This is a genomic window from Amycolatopsis sp. NPDC039088 (assembly GCF_055598845.1).
In genome coordinates this window covers 150,273-164,721 of sequence record NZ_JBVKAE010000015.1, presented here as the reverse complement: position 1 = coordinate 164,721, position 14,449 = coordinate 150,273, and the positions used below count along the sequence as shown (strand labels likewise).

Annotated in this window: 3 protein-coding genes; 2 read left to right on the top strand and 1 reads right to left on the bottom strand. The window is 70.7% G+C overall.

Annotated features, from left to right (window positions below; all coding sequences use genetic code 11):
• Nucleotides 1-19: 19 nt before the first annotated feature.
• Nucleotides 20-1,297, bottom strand: coding sequence for a cytochrome P450 (locus ACZ7KI_RS20965; protein ID WP_470274774.1), 1,278 nt, complete (start codon nt 1,295-1,297; stop codon nt 20-22).
• 179 nt (nt 1,298-1,476) lie between these two features.
• Here ACZ7KI_RS20965 and ACZ7KI_RS20960 point away from each other — a divergent pair, with 179 nt between their 5' ends.
• Together ACZ7KI_RS20960 and ACZ7KI_RS20955 are read left to right on the top strand one after the other, a co-directional pair.
• The gene (locus ACZ7KI_RS20960) at nt 1,477-13,482 is read left to right on the top strand and encodes an SDR family NAD(P)-dependent oxidoreductase (RefSeq protein ID WP_470274773.1); all 12,006 of its coding nucleotides are present in this window, start codon (nt 1,477-1,479) and stop codon (nt 13,480-13,482) included.
• A gap of 18 nt (nt 13,483-13,500) precedes the next feature.
• Nucleotides 13,501-13,995: a TIGR03618 family F420-dependent PPOX class oxidoreductase gene (locus tag ACZ7KI_RS20955; RefSeq protein WP_470274772.1), complete on the top strand. Its 495-nt coding sequence runs from the start codon at nt 13,501-13,503 to the stop codon at nt 13,993-13,995.
• Nucleotides 13,996-14,449 lie beyond the last annotated feature (454 nt).

Below are 14,449 nucleotides of genomic sequence, written 5' to 3'. Positions count from 1 at the left end.
GTGTAGTCGCCGAAAGCGCTCAGTGCGAGACGTGGACGGTCATCTTCCGCAGACCACGGACCACCACGTGTCGGCGGTATTCCAGCGAATCCTCGTCGACCTGGAAATCGGCGACGCGTTCGGCGATGGCACGGAAGGCGAGTTCGGCTTCGAGCTTGGTGAGACTGGAGCCGATGCAGAAATGCGGGCCGGCCCCGAAGGCCAGTTGCATACGCTTGGTGGTGCGGGAGATCAGGAACCGGTCCGCCTCCGGGAACTCGGCCTCGTCCCGGTTGGCGGCGGCGAGCAGCAGGATCACCACGGTCCCGGCGTCGACGTCGAGGCCCGCGACCGTGGTGGGGCTCAACGCGACCCTGGCGGTCAGCTGGACGGGGGCGTCGTAGCGCAGCACCTCGTCGGCCATCGGCGCGGCCAGCGCCGGGTCCGCCCGCAGCAGCGCCAGCTGGTCGCGATTGCGGTGCAGGGCGAGGATCCCGTTCGAGATGAGGTTCGTGACCGATTCGTGCGCGGCGGCGAACAACGTGACGAGTACGTTCGTCACCTCGTGCCTCGCCAAGGTCTGTCCGCGGTCTTCGGTCCGGATGAGACTGGACACGAGGTCGTCGCCGGGAGCGCGGCGGCGTTTGAAGATCAGGTCGGCGAAGTAGGCGTGCATCGACGCGCACGTGCGGTCGACCACGGCCAGCTCCTCCGGGGAGAGCAGGCCCAGCCGCCGGAATCCGGCGACCAGTGTCGGGAGTTCCGTCGCGAGCGCGAGATCGTCCGACCACTCCTTGAGAACGTCCACATCGGACATCGGGACGTCGAGCAGCTCGCAGATGATCCGGATGGACAGCAGATTGGCGAAATCGCCGACCGCGTCGAATTCCGCCGCGACGGCGATTTCCGAGAACAGCTCGTCGACGATGTTCTCGATCCACGGGCGGTAGCGTGCGGTGATTCTCGGGGTGAAGGCCTTGGAGATCAGCCGCCGTTGCCTGCCGTGGTCGTTCCCGTCCATGAAGAAAATGGAGTCGAGGACCTGTTTCGCACCACTGTTCGGCACCAGGCCGCGCAATCCCGGCGAATCCAGGGTGTCGTTTCCCATCACCGGATTCCGCATCACCTCGAGACAGCCGGCGTAGTCACCGACGACCACCGTGCCGTCCGGCGTCACGAGCGGGCTCGCGGCCCGCAGCCTGGCCAGGGTCGGATGCGGGTCGATCCGCATCGCCGGGTCGAGCAGGACGTGGAGCGGATTCTCCCGCGCCACCCCCGTTCCGCGTTCGTCGAGCGAAGTCGTTCCGACGTCGGTCATCTCAAAGCCCCCGTGGTCGAGTCGATGAACGCCACTCTGCCCGTCACCGCGCCGGGGACGCACCTTCGTCTTTGCTGCGCCGTGCTGCTTATGACCAGGTAATAGCGCTGTTCTTCCGTCGTGCCCGATGCGGCCGGAGCACTGGCTCGCGATTCGACGGCCGACGTAGTTTCGAAACCATGTCCGCATATTCTGGTGGGGAAGCTTTCACGCGGTCCGGATCGGTCGCGATCATCGGCATGTCGTGCCGGGTCGCGGGAGCGGCGGACGTTCCCGGGTTCTGGGGGCTCCTGCGCGCGGCGAGGGACATGGTCACCGAAGTCCCGGAAGATCGCCGGGGTTCCGGCGGTGACGGCGGTTCGCGCTGGGGGTCGTTCCTGCCCGACGTCGAGGCCTTCGACGCGGGGTTCTTCGGTGTGTCGCCGCGCGAGGCGGCGGTGCTCGATCCGCAGCAGCGGCTCGCGCTCGAACTGGCGTGGGAGGCCATGGAAGACGCCCGCGTCGTCCCGGCGACGCTGCGCGGCCAGGACTGCGGCATGTTCCTCGGTGCGATGCGGGACGACTACGCCCGGCTCGCACAGGAGCACGACGTCACCACCCAGCACAGTTTCACCGGGCTCCACCGCGGGCTGATCGCGAATCGGGTCTCCTACTTCTGCGGCCTGCGCGGACCGAGTTTCACAGTCGACTGTGGACAGTCGTCGTCGTTGGTCGCCGTCCACCTCGCCGCACGGAGCCTGCTTTCCGGAGAATCGGCGATCGCACTGGCAGGCGGGGTGAACCTGAATCTGGCCCGGTCGACCGCGCGTGAGGTGGAGGAGTTCGGCGGACTGTCCGCGAGCGGCCGTTGCCGCACCTTCGACGCGGAGGCGGACGGGTTCGTCCGCGGCGAGGGCGGCGGTGTCGTCGTGCTCAAGCCGCTGGACGCGGCGATCGCCGACGGCGACCGGGTCTACGCGGTGATCGCGGGCAGCGCCGTCAACAACGACGGCGGCGGCGCGGGGCTGACCGTGCCGGACCGGGCGGCGCAGGAACAGGTACTGACGCAGGCACTCGAAGACACGGGGTTCTCTCCGGACGATGTCGGCTATGTCGAGCTGCACGGAACCGGTACGAAGGTCGGCGATCCGATCGAGGCCGCCGCGCTGGGCGCCGTCTTCGGGCGTCGTCCGGCGCCGTTGCCGGTCGGCTCGGTGAAGACGAACCTCGGTCATCTCGAAGCCGCGGCGGGTGTGCTCGGCTTGATCAAGGCGGCTCTCGCCGTCCATCACGGGGAGATCCCGGCCAGCCTGCACTTCCGCGAGCCGAATCCGAAGATTCCGCTGGACGAGTTGAAGTTGCGCTTCTGCACCGAGGCGATCGCCTGGGCGGACACGGAACGGGTCGCCGGCGTCACCTCGCTCGGAATGGGCGGGACGAACTGCCACGTCGTACTCGCCGCCGCGCCTTCCCCTGCCCCACGCGAAGCCGTTCCGGGCCCGCCGTCCGTGGCCTGCGTGGTCTCGGGCCGGACCCCGGCCGCGCTGCGCGCTCAGGTTTCCCGGCTGCGGAACCATCTTCTCGAACATCCGGAGCAGGAGGTCGCGGAGGTCGCCTGGTCACTCGCCACCACGCGCACCGCGTTCGAGTACCGGACCGCCTTCATCGCGCGTGACCGTGCGGAACTGTTGTCCACTTTGGACGACGCACATACCGAGGTACGGGAGGCGGTGCCCACCTGGTCCGCGACACTGCGGTTCGGGTCCGCGCTGTCGGACTCCAACGGCCTCGACGTGTTCCCCCTGTTCGCCACGGCCTTCGACGAAGCACTCACGCTCTTCGGTGAACGAGGCGATGCCCCCGCCGCCAGGACCTTCGCCACCCAGCTCGCGACATACCGTCTGATGAGTGCTTCGGGGATCGAGTGGGAAACAGTGTCCGGCGAAGGGATCGGAGAGTTCACGGCGGCGTACGTGAACCGGACGATCTCACCGGCGGAATTGGCCGACGCGGTTCTCGCCACCACGACGGAGGACGCGGGCACACCCACCGTTCTCCGTTCCGCCGTCGGGCGGGAGATCCCGCTCCCGCCGGGTGTCCGTGCCTTTTTCACCGCGGTCGCCTCGGCATACACCGAAGGCGCCGCCGTGGAGTGGACGGCGCTGTTCCCCGGTGAGCCGCCGGAACCGGTGGACCTTCCCCCGTACGCCTTCCAGCGCGAACGCCACTGGCTCGACACCCTCCCCGCCGTCGGTCCGGTGTCCACATCGGACACCGAGACGATCGCCGGGATCGTGCTCGGCCACGCGGCGGCCGTACTCGGCCACGACGACGACAGCGGCACGCCGTCCGATCGGCTCTTCACGGAGCTGGGCTTCGACTCGATCATGGGCGCGGAACTGGCCAACCGGCTGACCACGGCGCTGGGCGTGACCGTCCCGGAGACGGTGATCTTCGACCACCCCACCCCCGCGGAACTGGCCGGGCACCTGGGTTCGCTGCTGTCCGGCGCGGCACCGGAGCGCCGTGCCCCCGCCACGGTCTCCGAACCCGCCGAAGCACACGAACCGATCGCCATCATCGGCATGGCCTGCGCCTATCCCGGCGGGGTACGCGATCCGGAGGACCTCTGGCGCCTCGCGGCCGGCGGCGTCGACGCGATCGGGGACCTCCCCCGCGACCGCGGCTGGGACGCCGACTCGCTCTACGACCCGGACCCCGCGCGGCAGGGGCATTCCGTCACCCGCAGTGGCGGATTCCTTTACGACGCGGCCGAATTCGACGCGGGGTTCTTCGGCATCTCGCCACGGGAAGCACTGACCACCGACCCGCAGCAGCGGCTGTTGCTGGCGGCCGCGTGGGAGGCCTTCGAGGACGCGGGCATCGTCCCGGCGAGCCTGCGCGGCAGCCGTACCGCGGTGTTCGCCGGTGTCATGCACCACGACTACGCGCCGAGGGTGCACACGGTGCCGGATGGGCTGGAAGGTCACCTGATCACCGGCAACACCTCCAGCGTCGTCTCCGGGCGGCTGTCCTATGTGTTCGGTCTGCACGGTCCTTCGGTGACGGTGGACACCGCTTGTTCCTCTTCGCTCACCGCGCTCCATCTCGCGGCGCGGTCACTGCGGTCGGGTGACAGCGACCTGGCGCTCGCGGGTGGTGTCACCGTGATGGCGACGCCGGAGATGCTCGTCGAATTCTCCCGGCTGCGGGGTCTCGCCCCGGACGGCCGCTGCAAATCCTTCGCCGCGTCGGCGGACGGCACCGCGTGGGCGGAGGGGGTCGGCGTGCTCGTGGTCGAGCGGCTTTCGGACGCACGGCGCAACGGTCACCGGGTACTCGCCCTGCTGCGGGGTTCGGCGGTCAACTCCGACGGGGCTTCGAACGGCCTGTCCGCTCCGAGCGGCCCGGCGCAGGAGCGGGTGATCCTGGACGCGCTCGCCGACGCGGGCCTTCGCGCTTCGGACGTGGACGCCGTCGAAGCGCATGGCACGGGCACCACCCTCGGCGATCCGATCGAGGCGCAGGCGTTGCTCGCCACCTACGGCCAGGCACGGCGGCCGGACCGTCCGCTGCTGCTCGGTTCGCTCAAGTCGAACCTCGGCCACGCACAGGCCGCGGCCGGGGTCGGCGGGGTGATCAAGATGGTGCAGGCGATGCGGTACGGCATGTTGCCGAAGCTGCTGCACCTGGACGAACCGTCCCGGCACGTGGACTGGTCGTCCGGCCGGGTCGAGTTGCTCGCGGAGCACACCCCGTGGCCGGAAACCGGCCGCAAGCGGCGCGCGGCGGTGTCGTCGTTCGGGATCAGCGGGACCAACGCCCACGTCGTGCTCGAAGAGGCACCGGACGAAGCCGAACCGGCCACCGTGACCGCTCCTGTCGTACCGCTGCTGCTTTCGGCGACCGGTGAACAGGCACTGAGAGACCAGGCAGGGCGGCTTCGAGCCCGCCTCGAAACCGATCCTGGCCTCGATGTCCACGACGCCGGTTTCACCCTGGCGAGCGCGCGGACCCGGTTCGCCCACCGAGCGGCCGTGCTCGGGCGCGACCGCGATGAGCTCGTCAGCGGCCTCACCGCGCTCGCCGCCGGGGAGTCCGCGGCGGAAGTGGTCACCGGCAAGGACAAAGCGGATCCGCGGCCGGTGTTCGTCTTCCCGGGGCAAGGCAGCCAGTGGGTCACGATGGCCACGGAACTGCTGGCCACCAGTCCGGTGTTCGCCGCCCGGATGGCGGACTGCGGACGGGCGCTCGAACCGCACGTGGACTGGCTCCTGCCGGCGGCACTGGCCGACAAGGACGCGCTGGAGCGGGTCGACGTCGTCCAGCCGGTGCTGTGGGCGGTGATGGTTTCGATCGCCGCCCTGTGGGAGTCGCACGGCGTGCGCCCGGCCGCGGTCGTCGGCCACTCGCAGGGTGAAATCGCGGCGGCGACCGCGGCGGGCGCGCTGTCCCTCGAAGACGGTGCGCGCGTGGTCGCCTTACGCAGCAAGGCGATCCGGGCGCTCTCCGGCCGGGGCGGGATGCTTTCGGTCGCGCTGCCGAGGGCGGAGGCCGGGCGCCGGATCGAACGCTGGGACGGCAGACTGTCCGTCGCCGCGGCGAACGGGCCGTCGGCGACGGTGCTTTCGGGTGATCCGGCGGCACTGGACGAACTGACCGCGGAACTCGGCGAAGCGGGCATCCGGGCCAGGCGGCTTCCAGTCGACTACGCGTCCCATTCCGCCCATGTCGAAGAGCTGCACGAACCCTTGCTCGAACTGCTGGCGGAGCTGACCCCGCGGACGAGTGAGGTGCCGTTCCATTCGACCCTCACCGGCGGCCTGATCGACACCGCCCGCCTGGACGGCGAGTACTGGTACCGGAATCTCCGGAACCCGGTCGAGTTCGACCGGGTGATCCGGCGGCTGGCAGGCGATGGCCACTCGCTCTTCGTCGAATGCAGCCCACATCCCGTTCTCACCATGGGACTGCAGGAAATCCTGGATGAAGCGGCGCGCGAAGGCGTCGCGCTGGGAACGTTGAGGCGCGGCGAAGGCGGCCTGCCCCGGTTCCTGCGCTCGCTCAGCGAAGCGGCGGTGCACGGGGCCGAAGTCGAATGGGACACGGTCTTTCCCGGAGGCAGGCTAGTCTCCTTGCCCGCCTATGCCTTCCAGACTGAACGGTTCTGGCTCACCCCGGCCACGCGGGCGGCCGGTTCGGCGTCGCTGGGCCTGCGCGCCGCGGGGCATCCCTTGCTCGGCGCGATGGTCACCCTCGCGGACGGTGACGGGGCGCTGTGGACCGGCAGACTTTCCCTTTCGACCCATCCCTGGCTGGCCGACCACGCCGTCGACGGCACGGTCCTCCTGCCGGGAGCGGCTTTCGCGGAACTGGCGCTGCACGCCGGTGACCAGGCGGGTTGCCGTCGGGTGGACGAGCTGACGTTGGAAAGCCCGCTGGTCATCCCCGCCGACGGCGCGGTCGAACTGCAGCTCACGGTCACCGCGGGAGAACCGGGGCGACGGGGTTTCACCGTCCACTCCCGGCCCGCGGATTCCGCCGACGGAACCGGTTGGACCCGGCACGCGACCGGTTCGCTCGCGACGCCGTCCTCCTCCGGTCCGGGCCTGCGGGAATGGCCGCCGCCGGGCGCCGAGCCCGTCGACCTCGACGGCGCCTACCCCCGTCTCGCCGACATCGGTTACGAATACGGCCCCGCTTTCCAGGGACTTCGCGCGTTGTGGCGGCTCGGTGAGGAACGGTTCGCGGAGGTGGCCCTGCCGTCGGAGGGCGGTGAAGCGACGCCGGGATTCGGCATCCATCCCGCGTTGCTCGACGCCGCACTGCACGCGATCCTCGTCGCGGGGGAAGGCGGCGACGTCGTCCGGCTTCCGTTCGCCTGGACGTCGATCGATCTCCACGCGACCGGCGCGAAGCTCGTTCGCGTGCGGATCACCCCGGCCGGCGACGACGCGGTCGCGCTGACGCTGGCGGACGGAGCCGGTGATCCCGTCGCGACGGTCGGCTCCCTCACGCTCCGGCAGATCGATCTCGGCAAGCTCGCCGGGCCACGGGTGAACCGCGACCTGCTGCGCGTGGACTGGATCCCGGTCACGGGAGTGGACACGGAGACACCTTCCTTCGCCGTCTTCGACGATCTGACCGCGCTGCGCGCGTCGATCGACGAGGGCGACCCCCTGCCCGAGTTCGTCGCTGTTCCTTGTGGACCAGGAGACGATCGGGACGATCCGCGTGCCGTCACGGTCGAGGCGCTGGAATTGCTCCAGGACTGGATCACCGACGAGACCTTCGGTGCCGCGAAAATCGTCCTGCTCACCCGGCGGGCGGTCGCCACCACGGCGGACGGCGATCCGCCGGAAACCGCCGCTTCCCCGGTCTGGGGACTGGTGCGCGCCGCGCAGTCGGAAGCGCCGGACCGCGTACTGGTGGTCGATCTCGATCGCGAAGGCACCCCGGAGCAGGCGCTGGCGGCGCTCGCGGCAGGCGAACCGCAGTCGGCGGTCCGTGGCGGCCAGGTGCTCGTGCCCCGCCTCGTCCGGCTGACCGACCCCGGGGAGCGGCGGGAAAGGGCGCTCGATCCGGCCGGGACGGTGCTCATCACCGGCGGCGTCGGCAGTCTCGGCGGGCTGATCGCCCGGCATCTCGTCGCCGAGCACGGGACCCGCCATCTGCTGCTCACCGGCCGCCGGGGCCCGGACACCGAAGGCGCCGCGGAACTGGTCGCCGAGCTGACCCGCTCGGGCGCGCGGGTGACCGTGGCCGCCTGCGACGTCTCCGACCGGGAGCGGCTGGCCGAGGTGCTCGGGGCCATCCCCGCCGAGCATCCGCTGACCGCGGTCGTCCACGCCGCGGGGGTACTCGACGACGGCACGATCGAATCGCTCACCGCGTCCACTGTGGACACCGTCTTCCGGCCGAAGGTCGACGGCGCCCGGAATCTGCACGAGCTCACCGAGGACGCGGATCTTTCGGCGTTCGTGCTGTTCTCTTCGATCGCGGGCATCATCGGCAACGCGGGCCAGGCGAACTACGCGGCGGCGAACAGTTACCTCGACGCGCTCGCCCACCGTCGTCGCGCACTCGGCCTGCCCGCGACGTCCCTCGCGTGGGGGCTGTGGGCCCTCGACACGGGAATGACCGGGCATCTGTCCGAGACCGACGTCGCCAGGATGGCCCGCCGCGGTCTGCTGCCCCTGCCCACCGGGCAAGGGCTCGCGGCGTTCGACACCGCCCTCACCGGCGGCCCTGCCCTGCTGGTACCGGCGCGTCTCGACGTCACCGCGCTGCGCGACCAGCGGTCACCGCTGTTCTCCGTGCTGGCCGCGCCCTCACGGCGCGTCGCGACGGCCGCGCGGGAAGCGGGTGCGGCCGTGACCTCGTTGCCATCGGACCGGGACGAGCAGGCGATGACGGAACTCGTCCGGCGCACCGTCGCGGCGGTACTCGGCCATGCCACGAAGGACTCCGTGGTGGGCGACAGGGCGTTCCACGAGATCGGTTTCGACTCGCTCACCGGACTGGAGTTGCGCAACCGGCTCGGCGAGGCGGTCGGCCTGCGCCTTCCCGCGACCCTGGTGTTCGACCACCCGACCCCCGACGCGCTGGCCGGGTATCTCTCGGAGAGGTTCTGGGGCGATCAGGCACCGCGAGCCGCCGAGACCGTCCCCGCACCGGTCCGTGCCACCGACGACGATCCCGTCGTGATCGTCGGCGTGGGCTGCCGCTACCCCGGTGGCGTGGAATCCGCGACGGATCTGTGGGAGGTGTTCGCGCGCGGCCGCGACGTGATCTCGGAGTTCCCCACCGACCGGGGCTGGGATCTGGGCGGTCTCTACGATCCGGATCCCGAAACGCCCGGCAAGTCCTACGTCCGCCATGGCGGCTTCCTCGACACGGCGACGGAATTCGACGCGGAGTTCTTCGGGCTGTCACCACGCGAAGCTCTCGTGATGGATCCCCAGCAGCGGCTGCTGCTGGAGGTCTCCTGGCACGCGCTGGAATCGGCGGGGATCGACCCCGCGGTGTTGCGCGGCAGCCGGACCGGGGTGTTCGCCGGGGTCATGGGCGGGGATTACGCGCTTCCGCTCGCCGAAGTGCCGGAGGACCTCGTCGGTCAGGTGTCGGTCGCCAACGCGGGCAGTGTCGCCTCCGGCCGGGTGTCGTACGTGTTCGGTTTCGAGGGGCCGTCGATCACCCTGGACACGGCGTGTTCCTCTTCGCTGGTGGCGATGCACCTCGCCGCCCAGTCGCTGCGCACCGGCGAGAGCGAACTCGCCCTCGCCGGTGGCGTCACGGTGATGGCCACCCCGAAGCTGTTCGTGGAGTTCTCCGAGCAGCGAGGGCTCGCCCCGGACGGCCGGTGCAAACCCTTTTCCGCCGACGCGGACGGCACCGCCTGGGCAGAGGGCGCCGGGATCGTCGTGCTGGAAAAGCTGTCCGACGCGCGGCGCAACGGCCATCCCGTGCTGGCGATCCTCAAGGGTTCCGCGATCAACTCCGACGGCGCGTCGAACGGGCTCACCGCGCCGAACGGACGGGCACAGCAACGCGTCATCACCACCGCCCTCGGCGACGCTGGACTGTCCACAGAGGACATCGACGTGGTCGAAGCGCACGGCACCGGGACCACCCTCGGCGACCCCATCGAGGCGGGAGCACTGCAAGCGACCTACGGACAGCGCCGGAGCCGTCCGTTGCTCGTCGGTTCCGCCAAGGCCAATCTGGGGCACGCTCAGGCCGCGGCGGGCGTCGCGGGCGTGCTCAAGATGATCGAGGCGATGCGTCACGGCACCTTGCCGGGGCTGCTCCACGACCGGCCGAGCACCCACCTCGACTGGAACGACGGCGGCATCGCGCTGATCACCGAACCGACGCACTGGCCGGAGACGGACCGGCCGCGCCGCGCCGCCGTCTCCGCTTTCGGCATCAGCGGCACCAACGCGCACGTCATCCTGGAGCAACCCGGCGCGGCACCCGCCGAACCCGCTCCCACCCGGCCGGGACCGCTGGTGCCGTGGACCTTTTCGGCGGCCTCGCCCGGCGCCTTGACCGAGCAGGCGCGACGCCTCGCGCGACACATAACCCCCGAAACCGGCGCACTCGACCTGGCCTCTTCACTGGCCACGACACGAACCCGTCACCGCTACCGCGCCGTGGTCCTCGGCAGGGACACCGGTGACCTGGTCACGGCACTGACCGGCACCGAACCGGCGGCCGCCCTCCACATCGGCGAGGCCGTCGACGGGCCGGTCGCGGTGATCTTCCCCGGCCAAGGCAGCCAGTACCCGGGGATGGCGAGCGGGCTGTACGAGGACCTGCCGGGTTTCGCGGAGGCCTTCGACGAGGTGTGCGCGGAACTGGACCCGCATCTGGACCGGCCGCTGGCGGAAATCGTGTTCGCCGCGGCAGGCACCCCGGAGGCCGCGCTGCTGGATCGCACCGACTTCACCCAGCCCGCGGTCTTCGCGGTCGAGGTCGCCGTCTTCCGCGCGCTGACCGGGTTCGGGATCCGGCCGGGGTTGCTCGCCGGTCATTCGGTCGGCGAGATCGCCGCCGCGTACGCCGCGGGAGTGCTCTCCCTGCCGGACGCCGCCGCCTTGGTGGCCGCGCGGGGACGGCTGATGCAGGCCCTGCCCGGCGGCGCGATGGTCGCTTTGCGCCTGAGCGAACGCGAGGCGGAAGACCTGACGGCGCGGTATCGGGGCGAGGTCGGGATAGCCGCCGTGAACGGCCCCGGATCCGTGGTGATCTCCGGCGACGAGGAAGCCGTCATGGCGGTGGCCGCCACGGTCACCGCGGCGGGTGGCCGGGCGACGCGCCTCGCGGTGAGTCACGCGTTCCACTCACCGCGGATGGATCCGATGCTGGACCGGTTCCGGCAGGTTCTGGACACCCTGGAATTCCGGCGCGCCGAGGTTCCCATCGTCTCGTGCGTGACCGGGGAACGGCTCGAGCCGGAAGGAGCGAGCTTCCCGGAGTACTGGGTACGGCATGCGAGGGACACGGTCCGGTTCGGCGACGCACTGCGGACGATAGCCGCCGAAGGTGTCGCCACGATCGTCGAAACCGGCCCCGGCAACGCCCTCACCACGCTGGGGCAACAGGCCCTCCCCGAGGACGGGGCCGGACTCGTGTCCTGCCTCCGGCGTGGCCGCGACGAGACCGAGACGCTGGGAGCCGCGCTGGCGACGCTCTACACGCGCGGGGCCGACGTGGACTTCTCGCCGTGGTACGCGGGCGGCCGCCGGGTGGATCTGCCCGGCTACGCCTTCCAGCGCAGGCGGTACTGGCTGCACCGACGCCGGTCCACAATGGACTCGCTGGCGAGCGAGCCGGGCTGGCGGCTCAGGAACGCCGGCGTGCATTCGCTGCCGACCGGATCCTGGCTGGTGATCGCGCCACCGGGGGACGACGACCTCGACGAACGGGTCACCAAGGCGGAACGGGCGCTGGCCGAACGCGGCTGCTCGGTGCGGCTCGTCCGGCACACCGGCTCCGACGGCTGGGCGGCCCGGCTCGCGGAGCACGCGGGAGCCGCCCCCGACGGCATCCTCTGGCTGGCAGGCGGGCGAGGCAAGGCGGGTGTCACGGCGACGGCGGACGTGCTCGCGCTCGTCCAGGCCTTGGAGCGGACCTCGATCGAGGCGCCGGTCTGGGCACTCACCACCGGCGCGATCGCGACCGGCCCCGCCGACGCGCCGCCGGACCCCTGGCAGGCGGGCGTGTGGGGACTCGGCAGGGTCGTCGCGCTCGAAGCCCCCCACCGCTGGGGCGGGCTCATCGATCTGCCACCGGAACCGGACGACACCGGCTGGGCTCACGTCTGCGAGGCCTTGACCTGCGGAGACGGAGAAGACCACTTCGCGGTGCGCGCCGACGGGCTCCACGTGCGGCGGCTGACCGCGCTCGAATTCCCGGAGACCGAGACGGGCTGGCGGCCGTCGGGCACGGTACTGGTCACCGGCGGGCTCGGCGCGCTCGGCAAGCAGGTCGCCCGATGGCTGGCAGGCCGCGGCGCCCCCGGCCTGGTCCTCGTCGGCAGGCGCGGCGCGGAGACCCCGGGAGCCGAGGAGCTGCGCGCCGAACTGACGGCGCTCGGTACCGCCGTGACGATCTCGGCCTGCGATGTCACCGATCCGGAAGCACTGCGCGCGTTGCTCGCCGAACATCCGGTGACCGGTGTGGTGCACGCGGCCGGACTCCTCGACGACGGCGTCCTGGACGCCCAGTCCGCGCGACGGCTGGAACCGGTTTTCGCGGTGAAGGCCGGAGCCGCCTGGCTGCTGCACGAACTGACCGCGGACCTTCCGCTGGAACAGTTCGTCCTGTTCTCCTCGATGGCTGGCACGTTCGGCGCTCCCGGCCAGGCCAACTACGCCGCGGCGAACGCCGCCGTCGACGCGATCGCCCAGCACCGGGCGGCGCTCGGCCTGCCGTCGACCGCGGTGGCATGGGGACCGTGGGCGGAGGAAGGCATGGGGACCGCGGTCCCCGGTCAAGGCCACCACGACGGGGTGTCGGGGATGAGCGCGGAGACCGCGCTGGCGGCACTGGACCGCGCACTCGCCCGCCCGGCGGCGGCGCAGGCGATCGGGGAGGTCGACTGGGCCAGGTTCGTCCCCGCCCACACCGCGACCAGGGCCAGCCGGGTGTTCGACGATCTCGTCGGCGGACGACCGTCGGACACCACGGCCGAGACGTCCCCACGCGAGCGGCTGGCCGCGCTCTCCGGCGAAGAACGCAGGGCCGCCTTGCTCGATTCGGTGGTGCGCGCGGTCTCCGCGGTCTCCGGTCACGACGACGACGTCATCGGGGTGCACCGGCCGTTCCGCGACCTCGGCATGGACTCGCTCGCCGCGATCCAGCTCCGGAACCGGCTCAACGCGGAGACCGGGCTCCGGCTCGCCACCACCGTCGTCTACGAACAGCCGACCCCCGCCGGCCTCGCCGCGTACCTCGACGAGTGCCTCGGAGACGACCGGGCGGACGCGACACGGGCCGTCTTGGCGAAGCTCGCTGAACTCGAAGCCACATTGTCCACTGTAGACACCGATGCCGAAATAGCCGAGCGGCTCGAAGCGATGGCACTCAAGGCCCGTCCGGCCGTCCCCGGCTACGACGACCTCGAATCGGCGTCGGAAGACGAACTGTTCGACATCATCGACGACGTCCTCGCCCACGACGACGACGCGTCAGCCGCCTGAGAGAAGGAAGCAGGGAAAATGAGCACTGGTACGCGAGACCCGCTGAAGGCAGGCCGTCCGCACATGCCCGGCTACGGCACCGAACGGTGTGAAGCCGGCTTGCTGCCCTGGTCATGGGCTGACGACAAACTGCGGACCACGATGAACTACTGGGTCGCGACCGTCCGGCCGGACGGCAGGCCGCACGTGATGCCGGTGTGGGCGACCTGGGACGGCGAAGCGCTGTGGTTCGGCAGCACCCACACCTCACGCAAGATGCGCAACCTGCGCGCCGATCCCCGCTGCACCGTCACCATCGACAACGCGCTCGACCCGGTCGTACTCGACGGCGTCGCGGAGTTCGTCACGGATCCGGAAGCCGTCGCCACCTACGTCGAAACCGCCAACGCGAAGTACGCGTCGGCCTACAGCTACGACCCGGACGTCAACGCCATCGTGGCGATCCGGCCGGCCTGGGCCTTCGGGATGCGAGCCGAGGACTTCACCGGGACACCCACCCGCTGGCAGTGGTAAGTCCTCGGTGTCCACAAAGGACATCACCGGGCGATTGACTGCCGCCATGTACGTTTCCGCGCGGGGGTGACGAAAGCCAAGCCGTTGCCGAGATCGACGGCGCAGGAATCACCGCCACTGACCCTTTTTCATCCTGGTGCGCGGTGCAGACACCGCGCAAGTGGTCGGCTAGTCGCGAGGTCAGGATCCGTGAGACACGCTCGCACGCCGCCGGTCAGAGCCACCACCCCACGTCACTTGGCCCGGAAGTTGGTCGTGAGTAGTCAGTGTCGTTCTAACGAACCCTCTTTCAGGTACCTACGCGTGGCCTGCCGACCTGCTGGCTTGGGGAGCGCCGTGAAGGACTCCTTGAGGGACTCTGAGTCCCTCAAGGAGTCCTTCACGGCCCGGCCGCTACCGGGTCCCGATTCCTGCATCGTCGCGACCTCTCCCGACTTTGCCGGACCCGGACGAT